We start from the raw sequence: 20862 nt of genomic DNA, 5'->3' as shown, positions 1-20862 counted from the left end.
CCCGGACCTCGCCGACGCGGCCTCGGGGGGGGCCCGGCCCGCTGGCATTGGCGGGCAGTTACGCCGGCGGTTACTTCGCCGCCCCCCCGGCAACCCCCCCCCCCGGGCCAGGTCTGATCACCCCGGGCCAGCCGGTTTCCGGAGCTTCGCCCGGCTCGCCGCAAGTCGAGCCGGGCGAAGCCGCGGAGATCCGCGCCCGCCCGATCTCCGCCCACCGCCGCGGCCCGAATTCGCGGAGGCGTCCGGTGGCGTGAAACGTCCGAAGCGGACGCTCAGCTCACGTGCACGTAGTCGACCACGAGCTGCTGCGGGAACTGCGTGCCACCGTCCGGGTCACCGGGCCAGTCGCCGCCCACGGCGAGGTTGAGGATGAGGAAGAACGGGTGGTCGTAGACCCACTTGTTGCCGTTCAGGTCGGCCGGCGTGCGCGTCTCGTAGGCGTTGCCGTCCACCGACCACACGATCTTGTTCGTGGACCAGTCCACCGCGTAGGTGTGGAAGTCGTCGGAGAAGTTCGGCCCGTTGTAGGCCGCGCCGATGCCGTTGGCGCCGGAGTAGCCCGGGCCGTGGATCGTGCCGTGCACGGTGTTCGGCTCCTTGCCGATGTTCTCCATGACGTCGATCTCGCCGTCCGTCGGCCAGTTGCCGCCGCCGAGCATCCAGAAGGCGGGCCACATGCCCTGCCCGCGCGGAAGCTTCATGCGGACCTCGACGTGGCCGGAGCCCGTGGAGAACTTGCCGGAGGTGTTGAGCCGCGCCGAGGTGTACTCGCACGGGCCGTACCAGCAGTTGTTGCCCGAGCTCTCCTTTTTCGCCGTGATCACCAGGTGGCCCTGACCGTCGAGCGCCGCGTTGGCCGCACCGGAGGTGTACCACTCGCGCTCGTGGTTGTTCACGTTGTCGCCGGTCTCGTAGTTCCACTTCGAGCCGTCGGCCGGGCTGCCCGCGGGCCCGTCGAAGTCGTCGGTGAAACTGGCGGCGGGCGCCGCGCTGCCGGCCGGCGCGACCGCGAGGGTCAGGCCGGCCGCCATCGCCAGAGCCGCCGGGATCGCCAGCAGCCGCCACCGGGCAGACGTCTTCAGAGACTTCATCGTCGTCATCCCTCGTCACTCGAGGGGCGGCCTGGCGGCGCCACCCCGGGTTTGTTGTGGATCACAACAAAGCTAACCCGCGGCGGCATTCACCGACAAGAGTCAACGTGAGGAATTTTCCGACAACCTCACTCGGCGGTAACCGTGGCCTCCTCCAGCAGCCACAGGACACCGTTCGGCGGCAGCTGCAGCATCGCCGATGCCGACAGCCCGTGCCAAGGCTTGGCGACCGCCTCGACCGCACCCAGGTTGCCGACCCCGGACCCGCCGTAGACCTCGGCGTCGGTGTTCAGCAGCTCGGTCCAGCGTCCGGCGGCGGGCAGGCCCACGCGGTAGTCGTGGTGCGGCACGCCCGCGAAGTTCGCGATGCACGCCAGCCTCGAACCGTCCGAGCCGACGCGCAGGAAGCTGAGCACGTTGCCGGCCGAGTCGTTGGCGTCGATCCACTGGAAGCCCTCCGGGTGCACGTCACCGCTGAAGAGCGCGGCCGTGGACCGGTAGATGTCGTTGAGCCGGCGCAGCAGGTCCTGCACCCCGCGGTGCAGCGGCGCCTCCAGGAGGTGCCAGTCGAGCGCGCGCGACTCCGACCACTCCCGCGGCTGCCCGAACTCGCCGCCCATGAACAGCAGCTGCTTGCCCGGGTGGGCCCACATGAAGGCCAGCAGCGAACGCAGGCCCGCCGCCTTGTTCCAGTCGTCGCCCGGCATGCGCTCCCACAGGGAACCCTTGCCGTGCACCACTTCGTCGTGCGAGAGCGGCAGCACGAAGTTCTCGCTCCACGCGTACACGAGTGAGAACGTCATCTCGTTGTGGTGGTACGCGCGGTGGATCGGCTCGTGGCCGAGGTAGCGCAGCGTGTCGTGCATCCAGCCCATGTTCCACTTGAAGCCGAAGCCGAGCCCGCCGAGGTGCGTCGGCCGCGTGACGCCCGGCCACGCCGTGGACTCCTCGGCCACCATCACCACACCCGGGTGTCGCCTGTAGACGGTCGCGTTCAGCTCCTGCAGGAACCGCACGGCGTCGAGGTTTTCGCGGCCGCCGTACTCGTTGGGCAGCCACTCGCCGTCCTTGCGCGAGTAGTCGAGGTAGAGCATCGACGCGACGGCGTCCACGCGCAGGCCGTCGAGGTGGAACTCCTCGAGCCAGTACAGCGCGTTGGCCACGAGGAAGTTGCGCACCTCGTTGCGGCCGAAGTTGAACACGAGCGTGCCCCAGTCGGGCTGCTCGCCGCGGCGCGGGTCCTCGTGCTCGTAGAGCGGGCTGCCGTCGAAGCGCGCGAGCGCCCAGATGTCGCGCGGGAAGTGCGCGGGCACCCAGTCCACGAGCACGCCGATCCCCCGCTGGTGCAGGTGGTCCACGAGGTAGCGGAAGTCGTCGGGCGAGCCGAACCGCGAGGTCGGCGCGTAGTACGAGGTGACCTGGTAGCCCCACGAACCGCCGAAGGGGTGCTCCGCCACGGGCAGGAACTCGACGTGGGTGAAGCCGGTGTCGCTCACGTAGTCGGCGAGCTGGTCGGCCAGCTCGCGGTAGTCCAGCCCGGGCCGCCACGAGCCGAGGTGGACCTCGTAGACGCTCATCGGGGCGTCGGCCCAGTTCGTCGCCTCGCGTCGTGCGGTCCACTCGTCGTCGGCCCAGGTGTAGGCCGACTTCGTGACCTTCGACGCGGTCGCGGGCGGCACCTCGGTCGCGAACGCCATCGGATCGGCCTTCTCGTGCCAGTGCCCGTCGGCGCCGAGGATCCGGAACTTGTAGCAGGAGCCGACCGGCACGTCGGGCACGAACAGCTCCCACACGCCCGACGAGCCGAGCGAGCGCATCGCGTGCCCGCGGCCCTCCCAGCCGTTGAAGTCGCCGATCACCCGCACGCCGCGCGCGGTCGGCGCCCACACCGCGAACGACACGCCCTCGGTCGCGCCGTGGGGCGTGTCGTAGTCGCGCACGTGTGCGCCGAGGACGTCCCACAGCCGTTCGTGCCGGCCCTCGCCGATGAGGTGCAGGTCGAGCTCGCCGACGGTGGGCAGCCAGCGGTACGGGTCGTCGGTGACCACGGTGTGCCCGTCGTAGTCGACCTCGAGGCGGTAGTCGCCCGGGTGCTCGGGCAGCGGGGCCGCGAACAACGCGTCGGCCACGCGCTCCAGCGGGAACCGACGGTCCCCCGCCAGCACGGAGACCGACTTCGCCCCCGGTATCAAGGCGCGCGCCACGACGGTGCCGGGGCTCGTGCTGCCGATGCCCACCGTGCCTTGGGCGTGCACGCCGAGCACCGAGTGCGGGTCGTGGTGCGAGCCGGCCAACAGCCGGTCGATGTCCTGCGGGGACGGAGCCGCCGCGGGCAGATCCCGGGAAACCGCGTTCACGTCTTCACACACCTCCGTGGGCGATGCGGGCGATCGCCGCCATGGGCACGGCCAGCCAGTCGGGCCGGTTCGCGTGCTCGTAGGCCACTTCGTACACCGCTTTGTCGAGTTCGAACGCACGAAGCAGCTCTCCGTGCTCGCGCGGGTCGCCGATCGGGCCGGCGGCCCCGGCGTACCCGTCGCAAAAAGCCGTGCGGTTGCGGAGCGCCCACTCGAGCGCGCGCTCCGTCGTGGCCGGGTCTTCCGGCTGCCCGACCAACAGCTGCCTGGCCGCGTAGTCGAACGAGCGCAGCATGCCCGCGACGTCACGCAGCGGCGAGCGCAGCGCGTGGCGCTCCTCCAACGGCGCGGCCGGCTCACCCTCGAAGTCGAGCAGCAGCCAGCCGCCGACCGTGCGCAGCACCTGGCCCAAGTGCAGGTCGCCGTGGATGTACTGCATCGAGATCTCCGGCCGGCCCGGCGGCAGCTCATGCAGCGCGGCGTACACCTTGTGCAGCGCGGGCGCGTGCTCGGCCAGCTGCGGGACGTCGCGGGCGACGCGGTCGAGCCGCTCGGTCATGCCCGCCACCGTGCGGGCGAGCTCGGACTCGTCCACCAGGTGCGCGCCCAGCGCCGCAGCGAGGTCGGTGTGCACGTGCGCCACCGCCGCGCCGAGGCGTTCGGCTTCGCCGGCGAAGTCGCCGCCGACCTCGTCCGGGTGCAGCTCCGGCTCGGCCATCAGGTCGCGCACGCTCGTGGTGGCCATGGCCCAGCCGTCGACGGCGTCGGGCAGGAACACCTGCAGCATCGCGATCGTCGCCGGCTCCCCGGCGAGCTCGCCGGTGATCGAGCCGACGACCTCGGCGATGTGCTCGCAGCCCGCCTTCTGCAGCGCGCGGTGCAGCAGCAGGTCCTTGTTCGTCCCGGGACTGAGCTTGCGGAACAGCTTGAGGATGTACTGGCCGCCGTACACCAGCGACGTGTTGCTCTGCTCGGAGGTGATGGGCCGCGCGCGCAGCCCGCCGGTCAGCTGCGCGCCGGGCTCGTGCTCGAACACCAGCGGGCCGACGCGGTCGCCGGCCACCACGTGGTCGAGCAGCACCGCGGTCAGGTCCGCGTCGCCGCTCGCCTCGTAGAAGTTGAGGCCGCCGTCGGCGCCGATCCACGCCGACGACGAAATCTCCGGCGGGTGCGAACGGCGCCCTACCAGCAGCTGGTAGGGCTCGGACCGCTCGCCCTGCACCACCTCGACGACCACGTGCAACAGCTGCGGGTCGCCTTCGACCAGCTCGGTGGACGCGAGCGCGCGGACGGCCGTGATCGGCCGGTCCTTGCCCGCGAACCACCGCTGCGCCGGGAGCCAGACCGGCAGCTCGGCGACGAGCTGCTCCACCAGGTGCCCGTGGTCGTTCAAGGCACTCACCTCATTTCGCCTTCGGCTTCCCGCTCGAGGAGCTGGAACCAGTAGAACCCGTGACCGGGCAGCGTGAGCAGGTACGGCAGTTCACCGACCTCCGGGAATCGCACCCCGCCGGTGAGCTCCACCGGCACGGACCCGCGGTGACCGGACAGGTCGAGCTCCACCGGCTGCGGGAACCGCGACAGGTTGTTCACACACAGCACCACGTCCATGCACCCGTCGGGACGACGCCACTCGCGCTTGTACGCCAGCACGCTCGGGTTGGACCCGCCGAGGTCCACGAAGTCGCCCTCGGCGAACGCGTGGTGCTGCTTGCGCACCTCGATCATCCGCCGTGTCCAGTTCAGCAGCGAGGACGCGTTGTTCGACTGAGCCTCGACGTTGACGGCCTGGTGGCCGTAGACCGGGTCCATGATCACCGGCAGGTAGATGCGGCCGGGGTCGCACGAGGAGAAGCCCGCGTTGCGGTCCGGTGTCCACTGCATCGGCGTGCGGACCGCGTCGCGGTCGCCGAGCCAGATGTTGTCTCCCATGCCGATCTCGTCACCGTAGTACAGAACGGGCGAGCCCGGCAGCGACAGCAGCATCGCCGTGAACAGCTCCTGCTGGTTGCGGTCGTTGTCCAGCAGCGGCGCCAGGCGCCTGCGGATGCCGATGTTGGCCTTCATCCGCGGGTCCTTGGCGTACTCGGAGTACATGTAGTCGCGCTCTTCGTCCGACACCATCTCGAGCGTGAGTTCGTCGTGGTTGCGCAGGAAGATGCCCCACTGCGTGCCGCTCGGGATCTGCGGGGTCTGCAGCAGGATCTCCGAGATCGGGAACCGCGACTCGCGCCGCACGGCCATGAAGATGCGCGGCATCAGCGGGAAGTGGAACGCCATGTGGCACTCGTCGCCACCGACCGCCTGGTCGCCGAAGTACTCGACCACGTCCGAGGGCCACTGGTTCGCCTCGGCCAGCAGGATCCGGCCGGGGAACTCGTCGTCGACGACCTTGCGGCAGTGCTTGAGGAACTCGTGCGTACGCGGCAGGTTCTCGCAGTTGGTGCCCTCCTGCTCGAACAGGTACGGCACGGCGTCGAGCCGGAACCCGTCGATGCCGAGGTCGAGCCAGAACCGCAGCACGTCGATCATCGCTTCCTGCACGGCCGGGTTCTCGTAGTTGAGGTCCGGCTGGTGGCTGAAGAAGCGGTGCCAGTAGAACTGGCCGCGCACCGGGTCGTAGGTCCAGTTCGACGTCTCGGTGTCGACGAAGATGATGCGCGCGTCGGCGTAGCGCGAGTCGTCGTCGCTCCACACGTAGTAGTCGCCGTACGGGCCGTCCGGGTCCGAACGCGACTGCTGGAACCACGGGTGCGCGTCGGAGGTGTGGTTCAGCACCAGGTCGGTGATGACCCGGATGCCGCGCTTGTGCGCTTCGCCGAGCAGGTACACGAAGTCCTCGACGGTGCCGAACTCCGGCAGCACCGAGCGGAAGTCGCTGATGTCGTAACCGCCGTCGCGCAGCGGCGAAGCGTAGAACGGCGGCAGCCACAGGCAGTCGACGCCGAGCCACTCCAGGTAGTCCAGCCGGCTCGCGAGGCCGCGCAGGTCGCCCGTGCCGTCCCCGTTCGAGTCGGTGAAGGCGCGCACGAGCACCTCGTAGAACACGGCGCCCTTGAACCAGTGCGGGTCGCGCGGCGCCGCTTCGGCGTGTGCGAACTCGTCGGCCTGCGGTTCCACGAGCAGGCCCTCGGCGGTTATCGCCTCACCCGTGTGCGGAACACCGTCCAGGCCCAGAGCTGCGTCGGGCCGGCTCTCGTCGTCCATCAAACTCCACCTCGTCCCGCGTTCCGGCGGTACGTTCGATCGTCCCTGCCGCGTGCCGTGCGTGCAGGGTGGCTGGAAATTTCGTGAAGGGGCCTCGTTCCCCATCCGACCAAAAGGAGGCGGGAACCCCGTCGCGCGTTACTGCGTGTGGCGACTGTTCCCGCCGTGACTGTGGTCGGATGGGGAACCGGAAACACAGCTATGCCGCGAGCCGGCGTCGGACCGCGACCACGTGCGCGACCGCACGCCACGGTTCGAGCCGGACGAAGTTGGCCTGGCCCCAGTCCCAGGTCTCCCCGGTGACCTCGTCGTGGGCGATGAGCCGCTCGTGCCAGTCGAAACCGAGCGACTCCAGGTCGAGCCACAGGGTGCCTTCCTGCGCACCGTGCGGATCGAGGTTCACCACCGTGACGACGGTGTCGCCGGTCGCCGGGTCCTGTTTGGAGTAGGCGAGCAGCGCGCCGTTGTCGACGTGGTGGAACCGCAGGGTCCGCATACCCTGCAACGCCGGATGGGTCTTGCGGATGGTGTTGAGCTTCGTGATCCACGGCTCCAGCGAGCGGCCTTCGGCCAGCGCCCGCTCGAAGTCGCGCGGACGTAATTGGTACTTCTCCGAATCGAGGTACTCCTCGCTGCCCTCGCGCACCGGCTGGTGCTCGTAGAGCTCGTACCCGGAGTAGACACCCCACGTCGGCGACAGCGTGGCGGCCAGCGCCGCCCGCAACGCGAACATTCCCGGCCCGCCGTGCTGCAGCGACTCGTGGAGGATGTCCGGGGTGTTCACGAAAAGGTTGGGGCGGCCTTCGTTCCAGTGTTCGACCAGATCGGTCCCGAACTCGGTCAGCTCCTCCTTGCTCGTACGCCAGGTGAAGTAGGTGTAGCTCTGGGTGAAGCCGAGCTTCGCCAGGCCCCACAGCCGCGCCGGGCGCGTGAACGCCTCGGCCAGGAACAGCACGTCCGGGTGCGCGTCCTTGACCGACTGGATCAGCCACGCCCAGAAGTCCGGCGGCTTGGTGTGCGGGTTGTCGACCCGGAAGATGCGCACCCCGTGCGACACCCAGTGGAGCACGACGCGGAGCACCTCGTCGTAGACGCCGCGCGGGTCGTTGTCGAAGTTGACCGGGTAGATGTCCTGGTACTTCTTCGGCGGGTTCTCGGCGTAGGCGATCGTGCCGTCCGGGCGGGTGGTGAAGAACTCCGGGTGCTTGAGCACCCACGGGTGATCGGGCGCGGCCTGCAGCGCGAGGTCGAGCGCCACCTCCATGCCGAGCTCTTCGGCGCGTGCGACGAAGGCGTCGAAGTCCTCGAACGTGCCGAGGTCCGGGTGGATCGCGTCGTGGCCGCCCTCGTCGGCGCCGATGGCCCACGGCGAGCCGACGTCCTCGGGCGTGGCGACGAGCGTGTTGTTGGGGCCCTTGCGGTTCACTCGCCCGATCGGGTGGATCGGCGGCAGGTACACCACGTCGAAGCCCATGTCCGCGACCCGGTCGAGTGAACGCGCGGCGGTGGCGAACGTGCCGTGGACGGCGTTGCCGCGCTCGTCGACCCCGCCCGTGGAACGCGGGAAGACCTCGTACCAGGAACCGAAGGCCGCACGCTTGCGGTCGACCCACAGCTTCAGCGGTTTGCCCTTGGTGATCAGTTCCCGCACGGGGAATTCGTGCATCAAGTGGCGCACTTCGGGCGAAAGCGCGGCGCCCACGCGCTCGGCGAGGTCGCGGCCGGCGTCGCGCAGATCGGTGGCCGCGCCGGCAAGCAATGCGCGCTCGGCCCGGCGCTCGGGCCGGCGGGACACGCGCTCGAGCAGGCGCGCCCCGTTCTCGAGGTCGTTGGCGAGGTCCTCGGGCCCCTGTCCCGCCGCGATCTTGACCTCCACCGCATGTTCCCACGTGGCCCACGGGTCGCTCCACGCGTCGACGCGGTAGGTCCACAGGCCCTCGGTGTCAGGCACGATCACCGCGGCGAAGAGGTCCAATCCCTTGCCTCGCTCGGCCATCCGCGTCTGCCGCGACACGCGGTCGCCGGGACCGCGCCACGCGACGGTGGCCGACACGGCGTCGTGGCCTTCGCGCCACACCGTCGCGGACACCGGAAAGTGTTCCCCCACAACGGCTTTGGCCGGGTAGCGGCCGCAGCTGACCGTGGGGCTGACGTCGTCGATACCGAGCCGGCCGGTCATGGCAACGCCCCTCTTTTGACTCCGCTGATCCCCCGCGAACGCGAGCACGGTCAGTGTGCCTGATTCCCTCAAAGCCCTTGACAGCGGGGCCTTTTACGGTTGTACCCGCCACCCGGTCGGGCGAAACGGCTCCGGCCGGACGAAGTTTTCGCCGTTCCCACACGTTCGGTGCATTCGCAACTCGAACGCCGGAACAATCACCCGCGCATGGTTTTGGCGGTTTCCCCGTAACACGGAAGTCGAGCGCCGTTCACAATCAGCCGTGAGTCGCCGCGCGGTGGTTCGCGCCCGACTGTCCACAATGGGCTCCGAACACGACGGTGCCACCGGCTCCGGGAGCCGGCGGCACAGGTGTCGGGCGGGACTGCTCGGGGTGCTACCCGACGCGGGCCGGAAGCGCGGCGAGGATGTCCTGCACCCGTTCCTTGGCGTCGCCGAAGAGCATCTGGCTGTTGTCGCGGAAGAACAACGGGTTCTGCACCCCCGCGTAGCCCGGCGCCATGGACCGCTTGAACACCACGACGTTGCCGGCCTCCCAGACCCGCAGCACCGGCATGCCGGCGATCGGGCTGCCCGGATCCTCCGCCGCCGACGGGTTCACCGTGTCGTTGGCCCCGATCACGAGCACGACGTCGGTGTCGGCCAGGTCGTCGTTGATCTCGTCCATCTCCAGGACGATGTCGTAGGGCACCTTCGCCTCGGCAAGCAGCACGTTCATGTGCCCGGGCAGCCGGCCGGCGACGGGGTGCACCCCGAACCGCACGTTCACGCCCTGCTCGCGCAGTCGCCGCGTCAGCTCGGCCACCGGCGACTGCGCCTGCGCGACCGCCATGCCGTAACCCGGCGTGATGACCACCGAGCTCGCGTTCGAGAGCAGCTCGGCCACCCCGGCGGCGTCGATCTCGCGGTGCTCGCCGGTGACCTCCGCCGGGCCGCTGGTCGCCGGCGCGCCGAAGCCACCCGCGATGACGGAGATGAACGAGCGGTTCATCGCCTTGCACATCACGTAGGACAGGTAAGCACCGGAGGAGCCGACGAGCGCGCCGGTGATGATCAGCAAGTCGTTGCCCAGCAAGAAGCCCGACGCGGCCGCGGCCCAGCCCGAGTAGCTGTTGAGCATCGACACGACCACCGGCATGTCACCGCCGCCGATCGAGGCGACCAGGTGGACGCCGAGCGCCAGCGCGAGCACCGTGACCACCACGAGCAGCCAGGTCGCGGGGGTGAGCACGAAGAACACCGTGAGCACCGCGAACGCGACCAGCGCGCCGAGGTTGAGCACGTTCTTGCCCGGCAGCTGCAGCGGCTTGGACGGGATCCGCGCCGACAGCTTGAGGAACGCGATGATCGAGCCGGTGAAAGTCACGGCGCCGATGAACACGCCGATCACGACCTCGGCGTGGTGGATGCCCAGCAGCGACCCCACCAGCTCCGTCTGCGCGTCGTTCCCCTCGACCTCGAGGAACCCGTTCCAGCCCACCAGCACCGCGGCCAGGCCGACGAAGCTGTGCATCAGCGCGATCAGCTCGGGCATGCCGGTCATCTCGACCACGCGCGCCCGCCACACCCCGATCGCCGCGCCGATCACGAGCGCGATCAGCAGCAGCGTGATGCCGAGGCCCGAGGCCAGGCCCAGCGCGGTGACCGCGGTCGCGACCAGCGCGATCGCCATGCCGGCGATCCCGAACCAGACCCCGCGGCGCGAGGTCTCGTGCTTGGCCAGCCCCGCGAGGCTGGCGACGAACAACAGGGCGGCGATCAGGTACGCCGCCGACTTCCACGTTTCAGCGTGCACTGGTCACTCAGCTCCTCGAGAACATCGACAGCATCCGGCGGGTCACCATGAACCCACCGACGATGTTGATGGCGGCCAGCAGCACGGCGGCTCCGGCCAGGATGGTGGTGGCGATCCCGCCGCCGGCGATCTGCAGGATCGCGCCGACGACGATGATCCCCGAGATCGCATTGGTCACCGACATCAACGGCGTGTGCAACGCGTGATGCACGTTGCCGATCACGTAGAAACCGATCACGATGGCGAGCACGAACACCGTCAGATGCCCCGCCAGCTCCGGCGGCGCGAACGCCGACGCCAGGAACAGGACCACCGCGCCGATCACCGCGACCACCGCCCGGGCCCACGGCGACTTGGGCTTCTCCGGCTGTGCCGCAGCCTGCGGGGCGGGTGCGGGCGGCGGGGCCGCGCTCACCGACACCTTCGGCGGCGGCCACAACACCTCACCGTCACGAACCACCGTCAGCCCGCGCTGCACGACGTCCTCGAAGTCGAGGGCGAGCCTGCCGTCCTTCTCCGGCGTCAGCAGCTTCAGCAGGTTCACCACATTCGTGCCGTAGAGCTGCGAGGCCTGCGCGGGCAACCGGCCCGGCAGATCGGTGTAACCGATCAGCGTGACCCCGTTGTCGGTCGTCACGACCTCCCCGGCCTCGGTGCCGGCGACGTTGCCGCCCTGCGCCGCGGCCATGTCGACCACGACGCTGCCCGGCTTCATCGACGCCACCTGCTCGGCCGTGAGCAGCTTCGGCGCCGGCCGGCCCGGGATGAGCGCGGTCGTGATGACGATGTCCACGTCCGCGGCCTGCTCGGAGTAGATCTCCGCCGCCCGCTTGTCGTAGGCCTCCGACGTCGCCTTCGCATACCCGTCGGTACTGGCCTCCTGCTCGACCTCGACCGCCAGGTACTCGCCACCGAGCGACCGGACCTGGTCGGCCACCTCCGGCCGCGGGTCGGTCGCCCGCACCACCGCACCCAGGCTGTTGGCCGCGGCGATCGCCGCGAGCCCGGCCACCCCGGCCCCCGCCACGAGCACCTTCGCCGGCGGCACCTTCCCGGCCGCGGTGACCTGGCCCGTGAAAAACCGGCCGAACACATGCGCGGCCTCGATCACCGCGCGGTAGCCGGCGATGTTCGCCATCGAGCTCAGCACGTCCAGCGACTGCGCCCGCGAAATGCGCGGAACCGCATCCATCGCCAACGCCGTGACCCCGCGCTGGGCCAGCGCCGCCAGCCGATCCGGCTCGAGCGCCGGGGCCAGCATCGACACCAGCGTCGTGCCCGGGCGCAAGCTCTCGATTTCGCCCGGGTCGGGCGCGTTGACGGTGACGACCACGTCCGCGTCCCACACCGGATCGGCCGACACCTCGGCGCCCGCGGACAGGTAGGCCTCGTCGTCGAACCCCGATCGCACGCCGGCCCCGGACTCCACAACCACGCGGTAACCCAGGCCGATGGCCTTGCGCACGGTGTCCGGCGTCAGCGCGACACGGGTCTCGGTTTTCGTCGACTCCGCGACCAGTCCGATACGCAGACCGGGCTCGGATCCGGTGCCGTCGTCGCTCATGCACTTCTCCTCGGGGATAGCCACGCTGGATTTCAACATCCAACGATCCGGATGACGAGGGGGATTCCGGCGTTCCGAGGTGAGAGTGATCTCTTGACCGATTTCTGCGAAACCTCTTGATCGATGCACCTCGGGGACCGCCGGCTCCCCGCGCTAAAGCGGCTGAGGGCCCGACACGAAGTCCCGTGGCGCTCGGAGCAGCTGCAACGACCGGGCCGCCACGACGATGCGGGTCTTCGGTTCCAGCACCCCGACGTACGCGGGGCTGCCGTCGGCCGTGCCCGTGTCGAGCGTGGGTTTGTAGGTGGCACCGTACTCGGGTCCGGGCAGCACCACCTCCACGTCGTCCTCGCCGGCGTGCAGGATCAGCAGCCACGAGTGGTCGGTGACCAGCTCGCCCTCGCGGTTGCGGGCCTGGGAATTGGACCCGTCGATCCACATGCACAGCGTGCGGCGGCTCTCGTCGAACCAGTCGATCTCGTCGAACTCCTCGCCATCGGGCCGGAACCAGATGAGGTCCGGTTTGCCGGTGGGCGTGGTGCGGCCTTCGAAGAACTCCGGCTGGCGCAGCGCGGGGCTGCTCGCGCGCAGGCGCACCACGCGCCGGGCGAAGGCGAGCATCGGCTCCGACGCGGCCGAGGGCGTCCAGTCGACCCACGACGTCTCGTCGTCGAGGCAGTAGGCGTTGTTGTTGCCACCCTGGGTCCGCCACATCTCGTCGCCCGCGACGAACATCGGCGTGCCGGTGGACAGAAGCAGCGTGGCGAAGAGGTTGCGCGCCTGGCGGGTGCGCAGAGCGACGATCGCCTGGTCGGCGGTCTCGCCCTCCACACCGTGGTTCCACGAGCGGTTGTCGGTGGTGCCGTCGCGGTTGTCCTCGCCGTTGTCCTCGTTGTGCTTTTCGTTGTAGGACACCAGATCCCGCAACGTGAAGCCGTCGTGGGCGGTCACGAAGTTGACCGACTGCCACGGCCGGCGCAGGTTGTGGTCGTAGAGGTCCGACGAACCCGAGAGCCGGTACGCGAGGTCGCGCACACCCGTGACCCCCCGCCAGAAGTCGCGCAGGGTGTCGCGGTAGCGGCCGTTCCACTCGGCCCACTGCGCACCGAAGTCGCCGACGCGGTAGCCCTCCCCCGTCGCGTCCCAGGGTTCGGCGATGAGCTTGCACCGCGACAGGACCGGGTCGGTGGTGATGGCCGTGAGCATGGTGGAGTCGCGGTCGAACATGCCGCCGCGCGGGCGGCCCAGCGTGCTCGCGAGGTCGAACCGGAAGCCGTCGACGCCGAGCTCCTGCGTCCAGTACCGCAGCGAGTCGGTGACGAGCCGGACCACGGTCGGCGAGCCCGAGTCGAGGGTGTTGCCGCAGCCGGTGATGTCGGCCATCTGCCCGCGTTTGGTGTGCAGGTAGTACGTCGGCGCGTCGAGCCCGCGCAGGAACAGCGTGGGCCCGTCGGGGCCGCCCTCGCAGGTGTGGTTGAAGACGACGTCGACGATCACCTCGATGTTGGCCGCGTGCAGCGCGGCCACCATCGTCCGGAACTCCTCGATCTCGCGGCCGGGTTCGCTCGCGTATCCCGGGTGCGGCGCGAAGTAGCCCAGCGGCGAGTAGCCCCAGTAGTTGTGCCGGCCCGCGCGCACCAGCGACGGTTCGTCGGCGAACGCGTGCACGGGCAGCAGCTCCACTGTGGTCACGCCGAGCCGGGTGAGGTGCTCGATCGCCACCGGGTGCGCGAGGCCCAGGTAGGTGCCGCGCAGCGCTTCCGGGATGAACGGGTGCAGCTCGGTGAACCCCTTCACGTGCAACTCGTAGATCACCGACTCCTCGAACGGCACTTCGGGCTTCACGCCCGTGTCCGGCCCGCCGGGCGAAGTGACCACTGACAGCGGCACGCTGCCTAGTGAGTCCACAGTGGACGCCTGACCGCGGTCCGGGTCGCCCACGAACCCCTGCGCGGCCGCCAGGTCGGTCAGGCGGCCGCTGATCCGGTGCGCGTACGGGTCCACGAGCAGCTTCGCCGGGTTGCAGCGCAGCCCTCGTCCCGGGTCGTACGGGCCGTGCACGCGGTAGCCGTAGCGCTGCCCCGGCGTCACGCCCGGGACCAGCCCGTGCCAGACGCCGAACGTCCGCTCGGTGAGCTCGATCCGGCGCTCGGTGCCGTCGTCGCCGAGGAGGCAGACCTCCACGGCGTCGGCCACCGCCGAGGTGACGGCGAACCGCACCCCTCCGGCTTCCGGGTGAGCGCCGAGCGGAAAGGGGCGGCCGGCCAGGACCTGGGTGTCGGAAGCGGGTCGTGTTGCCATGGGGAGATCCTCCCAAACCGGCCGGTCCCGCGGGTCCGGCTACCCGGCTGAACTTTTCGGGAAAAGTGCCGGATTTCCCGCGAACTGTGCCGATCGTTACCAATCCGACCACAGTCACGGCCGAATGGCTTCGCAGGTACGGTTACGTGTCGAGTAGGGGTCGGCCTACTTTTGGCCGGATTGGTAAACGCCGGTCAGGAGGTGGCCACCAGCACGAAAGACGCGGGAGGAAGCCGCACGGATTCACCGGCATGGTCGAACTCCGGCGTGTCCCAGGACGCCAGGACCTCCCCCGGCGTCCCGCCCAGTGGGACGGTCGCCGTGGTTTCGCCGAAGTTGCAGGCGAGTCTCAGCGCGCCGCGGTGCAGCACGAGCCACGAATCGTCCGGAGCCGCCCGCACGACGAATCCGTCGAGGCTCGGGTTCGCCAACTCGGGCCGTTCGCGGCGCAGCCGGATCAGCGTGCGGTAGGTCCGCAGCATCTCCTGGTGCGCCGGCTGCTCCGGCTCGGACCAGTCGAGCCGCGAGCGCGCGACGGTCGCCGGGTCCATCGGGTCCGGCACGTCGGCCTCGCCCCAGCCGTGGCGGCCGAACTCACGCCGCCGGCCCGTGCGCACAGCCTCGGCAAGCTCCGGGTCGGGGAAGGAAGCGAAGAACTGCCACGGCGTGCTCGCCGCCCACTCCTCGCCCATGAACACCATCGGCGTGTACGGCGAGCAGAACACCACCGCGGCCGCGGCCGCGATCCGGCCCGGCGCGACGGTGGCCGAGAGCCGGTCGCCGGTGGCGCGGTTGCCGATCTGGTCGTGGTTCTGCAGGTACGCGAGGAACCGGTGACCCGGTACCTTCCGCGTGTCCACCGGGCGGCCGTGGGTGCGTTCACGGAACGACGACCAGGTGCCGGCGTGGAAGAACACCTCGCGCAACGTTTTCGCGAGCGCGCCGGGCGCGGCGAAGTCCGCGTAGTAACCGGAAGTCTCGCCGGTGATGCGGACGTGCAGCGTGTGGTGCAGGTCGTCGGACCACTGCGCGTGCACGCCGTAGCCGCCGCCCTCACGCGGGGTCACGAGCCGCGGGTCGTTCTGGTCCGACTCGGCGATCAGGGTGAGCGGGCGGCGCACGGCCGCGGACAGCTCGCCGACCTCGGTGGACAGCTCCTCCAGCAGGTGTGTGGCGCGCTTGTCCACCAGCGCGTGGACGGCGTCGAGCCGCAGCGCGTCCACGTGGAAGTCGCGTAGCCAGCCCAGCGCGTTGTCGAGCACGTACCGGCGCACCTCGTCGGAACCCGGGCCGTCGAGGTTGAGGCCCGCGCCCCAGTCGGTGTGGCCGGCGAAGTACGGGCCGAAGCGATCGAGGTAGGCGCCCGAGGGGCCGAGGTGGTTGTAGACGACGTCCAGCACCACGGCGAGGCCGCGGGAGTGGCACGCGTCGACGAACCGCTTGAGGCCGTCCGGTCCGCCGTAGGGCTCGTGCACCGCGCCCCACAGCACGCCGTCGTAGCCCCAGCCGGCCGTGCCGTCGAACGAGTTCACCGGCAGCAGTTCGACGTGCGTGATGCCGAGGTCCACGAGGTGGCCGAGCCGCTCGATCGCCGAATCGAACGTGCCGCCCTCGGTGAAGGTGCCCAAGTGCAGCTCGTAGACGACGCCGCCGGGCAGCGGACGGCCGGTCCACGCGCCGTCGGTCCACTCGAACTCGGCGTGGTCGTAGGCGCGCGAAGCCTCGTGGACGCCGGCCGGCTGGCGCAGCGAACGCGGGTCCGGCAGCGGCTTGTCGTCGTCGCCGAGAAGGAAGGCGTAGTCGGTACCGGTGACGTCGGCCTGCCACCAGCCGCCGGCGGTCGGGCGCATCTCGTGGTCAGTGCCGTCGACGCGCACCCGCACGCGGTCCGCGGCGGGCGCCCACACGGTGAACATTCAGGAATCCCCTCGCACCAGAAGAGCCACCGGGTACTTGTCGAACAGCGCCGCGGCCAGGGGCGCGTCGCCGACCGCACGGCCGGTGAGCACGTCGGTCCAGAAGCCATCCGTCAGCGGCAGCACGGTGTCGCGCCAGCCGCCGGTCTTCTCGAGCGCGACGGGCAGCCGCGTCACGGCCACCGCCAGGTCCTCCCCGCGCTGGAACGCCAGCAGGTGCTCGGCGGCCGCGCCCTCGGCCTTCAGCGGGCGGTAGCCGGTGAACAGCTCAGGCCGTTCGCGCCGCAGCGTCAGCGTCCGGTGGACCAGCAGCAGCTTCGCGGCACCGGTTTCGTCGACCTCCGGCTGCTCGCCGGCCAGCACGCGCTCGAGGATCTCGCGGCGCGCGCCGTAGTCGACCTCGCGCCGGTTGTCCGGGTCCACGAGCGAGAAGTCCCACAGCTCGGTGCCCTGGTAGACATCCGGCACGCCCGGCCCGGCCAGCTGCACCAGTTTCTGGCCCAGCGAGGTCACCCAGCCCGGACCGCGCAGCTTCCCGACGAACTCCTCGACCTCCGCCCTCAGCTCGGCATCGCCCAGCACCTGCTCGGGCCACGCCGCGACGGCCTGCTCGAACACCTCGTCGTGGTCGGTCCAGGTGGTGCGGAGCTTCGACTCCTTCGCCGCCTTGTCGAGGTAGTCGCGCAGGCGCTCGGGCGCGATGGGCCACGCGCCCACGAGCGTCTGCCACGCCAGCAGGTTCAGCGCCGGCTCGTCGATGCCGCGGCGCTTCGTCCAGCGGCGCACGGCGTCGCCGAACTCCTCGGCCAGCTCCGACAACGCCGCCTGCCGCGCCCGCGTGTCCTCGGAGCGCTTGGTGTCGTGCGTGGTCAGCGTGGTCATGCTCGCCGGGCGTCCGGCGGCACGGCCCGCGGCCAGCTCGTGGAACTCGGCCACGCCGCGCCCGAAGCGGTCGGGGTCGCCGCCGACCTCGTTGAGCGCGGCGAAACGGGTGAAGCGGTAGAAGGTCGTGTCCTCGGTGCCCTTGGCCACGACCATGCCGGACGTCTGCTGGACGCGCGTCGCCAGCTCGCCTCCGGGTTCCGCGCGGACCTGTGTGTCCAGCGCGGTCAGGGCCTCGCCCAGGTCGGGCCGGCGCGACCGCGCGCGCTCGACGGCGCCCGTCCACTCGGCGGCGCCCTCCGGCAGGTACGAGCGGTAGACACCGAAGGCGATCATCACCTCGGCCACGGCGGCGCGCGCGGCGTCCGGCTCGACACCCTCGACCAGGCCCGCGATGCGGTGCACCTCGGCCACGAGGATCCGGTCGGTGACCAGGCGCCGCGCTTGCTCTTCCACGGCGAGGTAGTCGGTGCGTCCGCCCAGCTCACCCACGAGCCGGGTGAACACGGGCTTCGCGGCCGGGTCCACGAACACGCCGGTGATCTCGTTGAGCGCGTCGTAGCCGGTGGTGCCGTCGACCGGCCAGCTCTGCGGCAGCGCCTCGCCCGGGTGCAAGATCTTCTCCACGACCAGCCACGCGTCGGGCGCGCCCGCGCGCAGCCGGCGCAGGTAGCCGCCCGGGTCGGCCAGGCCGTCCGGGTGGTCCACGCGCAGGCCGGCGACGTCGCCGTCGGCCACCCAGCGCAGCACCTCGCCGTGCGTTTCGGCGAACACCTCGGCCTTCTCGACCGTGACAGCCGCGAGGTTCGTGATGTCGAAGAAGCGGCGGTAGTTCAGTTCGGCGTTGCCGCGGCGCCAGCCGACGAGCTCGTAGTGCTGGCGCGCGTGCACCTCCTGCGGCGTGCCCTCGCCGGTGCCGGGCGCGATCGGGAAGCGGTGGTCGTAGTAGACCAGTTCGTCGTCGTCACCAGAGCGGTCCACGGTCAGCTCGGCGACGGCCGCGTCCTCGCCGAGCACGGGCAGCAGCACCTTGCCGCGGCTCCAGTCGATGTCGAAGAACCCCGCGTATTCCGACGCCTGCCCGTGGCGGAGCACGTCCCACCACCAGCGGTTGAGCTTCGGGACCTCGACGGACATGTGATTCGGCACGATGTCGACCACGAGCGTGAGCCCGGCGGACTTCAGCCGCGCCACGAGCACCTGACGGGCTTCCTCGCCGCCCAGCTCCGGCCGCGCACGGGTCGGGTCGACCACGTCGTAGCCGTGCGCGGAGCCGGTGGTCGCGTCGAGCACCGGCGAGGCGTAGAGCGCACCCGCACCGAGCGAGCGCAGGTAGTCGACGATCCCGGCGGCGTCGGTGAAGGTGAACTCCGGGCGCAGCTGAACCCGGTACGTCGAGGACGGCGGGTTCACTCCTGCTCCTCCCGGCCGGTGCGCTGCAGCACCACGAGCGACCGCGCGGCGAGCGTGTGCTTGCCACCGCCCGGCACCGGGTCCACATCGGACTGTCCGACCTGACCGGTGGCCGTGTCGACGACGACCGTCCACTCGGTGCCGTACCCGTTGGCGGGCAAAGTCATCGCGATGTCCTCGTAGTGCGCGTTGAACGCGAGCAGGAACGACTCGTCGACCACCGCCATGCCGCGCGGGTCGAGGTCGGAGATGCCCTCGCCGTTGAGGAAGATGACCACGGACTTGCCGAAGCCGTCGTCCCAGTTCTGCTCGGTCATCTCCTCTCCGGCCGGGGTGAACCACGCGATGTCGCCGAGCTCCTCGCCCTTGCGCACCGGCTTGCCCTGGAAGAACCGGCGACGCCGGAACACCGGGTGGCGCTTGCGGAACGCGGTGAGCGCCGCGGTGAAGTCGACGAGGTCGGCGTTCTCCTTGGCGAGCGCCCAGTCCATCCAGGACAGTTCGGAGTCCTGGCAGTAGGCGTTGTTGTTGCCCTGCTGCGTGCGGCCGAGCTCGTCGCCGTGCAGCAGCATCGGCACGCCCTGGGACAGCAGCACGGTGGCGAGCAGGTTGCGGCGCTGGCGGGCGCGCAGCGCGAGGACCTCCTCGTCCTCGGTCGGGCCCTCCACGCCGCAGTTCCACGACCGGTTGTCGTCGGCGCCGTCGCGGTTGTCCTCGCCGTTGGCTTCGTTGTGCTTCTCGTTGTAGGACACCAAGTCCTCGAGCGTGAAGCCGTCGTGGGCGGTGACGAAGTTGATCGACGCGAACGGCCGTCGGCCGTCGTCCTGATAGAGGTCCGACGAGCCTGTGATGCGGGAGGCGAACTCCCCCAGCGTCGAAGGTTCGCCGCGCCAGAAGTCGCGCACGGTGTCGCGGTACTGCCCGTTCCACTCCGTCCACAGCGGCGGGAAGTTACCCACCTGGTAGCCACCGGGGCCGACGTCCCATGGCTCGGCGATGAGCTTGACCTGGCTCACGATCGGGTCCTGCTGCACGAGCTCGAAGAACGTGGACAGGCGGTCGACGTCGTAGAACTCGCGCGCCAGCGCCGAGGCGAGGTCGAAGCGGAACCCGTCCACGTGCATCTCGGTGACCCAGTAGCGCAGCGAGTCCATGATCAGCTGCAACGTGTGGGGGTTGCGGACGTTGAGCGAGTTGCCCGTGCCCGTGTAGTCCATGTAGTACTTCGGCTCGTCCTCGACCAGCCGGTAGTAGGCCTCGTTGTCGATGCCGCGCATGGACAGCGTCGGGCCGAGGTGGTTGCCCTCGGCGGTGTGGTTGTAGACGACGTCGAGGATCACCTCGATGTTGGCTTCGTGCAGGGCGCGGACCATGCCCTTGAACTCCTGCACCTGCCCGCCCTGCCCCGGCATCGCCGCGTAGGCGTCGTGGGGCGCGAAGAAGCCGATGGTGTTGTAGCCCCAGTAGTTGCGCAGGCCCTTCTGGTCCAGGCCGTGGTCGGTCACGAACTGGTGCACCGGCATGAGCTCCACCGCCGTGACGCCGAGCTTCTTCAGGTGCTCGATCACGGCGGGGTGCGCGAGACCGGCATACGTGCCGCGCAGGCGGTCGGGCACGAACGGGTGCGTCATCGTCATGCCGCGCACGTGCGCCTCGTAGATCACGGTCTCGTGGTAGGGCGTGCGCGGCGCGCGGTCGTTGGCCCAGTCGAAGAACGGGCTCACCACCAGCGAGTACGGCACGTGCCCGGCCGAGTCCTGGTCGTTGCGCGTCTCCGGGTTTTCGAACTCGTACCCGAACAGCGCCTCCGACCAGTCGACGCCACGCGAAAGCGCCTTGGCGTACGGGTCGATCAGGACCTTGTTCGGGTTGCAGCGCAGGCCGCGGTCAGGGTCGTACGGGCCGTGCACGCGGAAGCCGTAGCGCTGACCGGGACCGATGCCGAGCAGGTAGCCGTGGTGGACGAACCCGTCGACCTCCTCCAGGCGCGAACACGTTTCCGTGCCGTCCTCGTCGAACAGGCAGAGCTCCACGTACTCGGCGACTTCGGAGAACAGGGCGAAGTTCGTGCCCACCCCATCGTAGGTGGCGCCGAGCGGGTAGGGCCTTCCGGGCCAGGGACGCACGGGACTCTCCTTGGGGGACATCGGTTTGTCG

10 protein-coding genes and 1 pseudogene are annotated in these 20862 nt (G+C 70.2%); all 11 read right to left on the bottom strand.

The annotated features are described in order from the left end of the window. Positions 1-275 precede the first annotated feature (275 nt). Positions 276-1082: pseudogene (locus AB0383_RS41225) on the bottom strand (glycoside hydrolase family 16 protein); the annotation flags it as partial. Between the two features lie 137 nt (positions 1083-1219). Continuing rightward, a complete protein-coding gene (glgB, locus tag AB0383_RS41220) occupies positions 1220-3448 on the bottom strand; it encodes a 1,4-alpha-glucan branching protein GlgB (RefSeq protein WP_366190163.1) in 2229 nt (742 codons plus the stop codon). Between the two features lie 4 nt (positions 3449-3452). Continuing rightward, a complete protein-coding gene (locus AB0383_RS41215; RefSeq protein ID WP_364177439.1) occupies positions 3453-4841 on the bottom strand; it encodes an aminoglycoside phosphotransferase in 1389 nt (462 codons plus the stop codon). A 5-nt stretch (positions 4842-4846) separates the two neighbouring features. Continuing rightward, the gene (gene treS / locus AB0383_RS41210; RefSeq protein WP_364177442.1) at positions 4847-6655 is read right to left on the bottom strand and encodes a maltose alpha-D-glucosyltransferase; all 1809 of its coding nucleotides are present in this window, start codon (positions 6653-6655) and stop codon (positions 4847-4849) included. A 199-nt stretch (positions 6656-6854) separates the two neighbouring features. Then, positions 6855-8834, bottom strand: coding sequence for a maltotransferase domain-containing protein (locus AB0383_RS41205; protein ID WP_364177445.1), 1980 nt, complete (start codon positions 8832-8834; stop codon positions 6855-6857). A gap of 376 nt (positions 8835-9210) precedes the next feature. Then, positions 9211-10629: a Re/Si-specific NAD(P)(+) transhydrogenase subunit beta gene (gene pntB, locus AB0383_RS41200; RefSeq protein ID WP_366190162.1), complete on the bottom strand. Its 1419-nt coding sequence runs from the start codon at positions 10627-10629 to the stop codon at positions 9211-9213. 7 nt (positions 10630-10636) lie between these two features. Next, positions 10637-12193, bottom strand: a complete 1557-nt coding sequence (locus AB0383_RS41195) for a Re/Si-specific NAD(P)(+) transhydrogenase subunit alpha (RefSeq protein WP_366190161.1) — start codon at positions 12191-12193, stop codon at positions 10637-10639. 153 nt (positions 12194-12346) lie between these two features. Continuing rightward, on the bottom strand, positions 12347-14494 hold the full coding sequence (gene glgX, locus AB0383_RS41190) for a glycogen debranching protein GlgX (protein WP_364177454.1): 2148 nt from the start codon (positions 14492-14494) through the stop codon (positions 12347-12349). Positions 14495-14688: 194 nt separating this feature from the next. Continuing rightward, positions 14689-16410, bottom strand: coding sequence for a malto-oligosyltrehalose trehalohydrolase (gene treZ, locus AB0383_RS41185; RefSeq protein WP_366190160.1), 1722 nt, complete (start codon positions 16408-16410; stop codon positions 14689-14691). Continuing rightward, positions 16411-18705 carry a malto-oligosyltrehalose synthase gene (gene treY, locus AB0383_RS41180; RefSeq protein ID WP_366190159.1) on the bottom strand — a complete coding sequence of 765 codons (2295 nt, stop codon included), beginning with the start codon at positions 18703-18705 and terminating at the stop codon, positions 16411-16413. It abuts the gene before it with no gap. Beyond that, a complete protein-coding gene (glgX, locus tag AB0383_RS41175; RefSeq protein WP_364177463.1) occupies positions 18702-20831 on the bottom strand; it encodes a glycogen debranching protein GlgX in 2130 nt (709 codons plus the stop codon). Before glgX (AB0383_RS41175) ends, treY begins: the two co-directional genes overlap by 4 nt. Between the last annotated feature and the right edge of the window lie 31 nt (positions 20832-20862).

This window comes from Amycolatopsis sp. NPDC051373, from assembly GCF_040689465.1.
Taxonomy (GTDB): Bacteria; Actinomycetota; Actinomycetes; order Mycobacteriales; family Pseudonocardiaceae; genus Amycolatopsis.
Note: the sequence above shows the minus strand (reverse complement) of the source record. Positions and strands in the feature narration are given on the sequence as shown.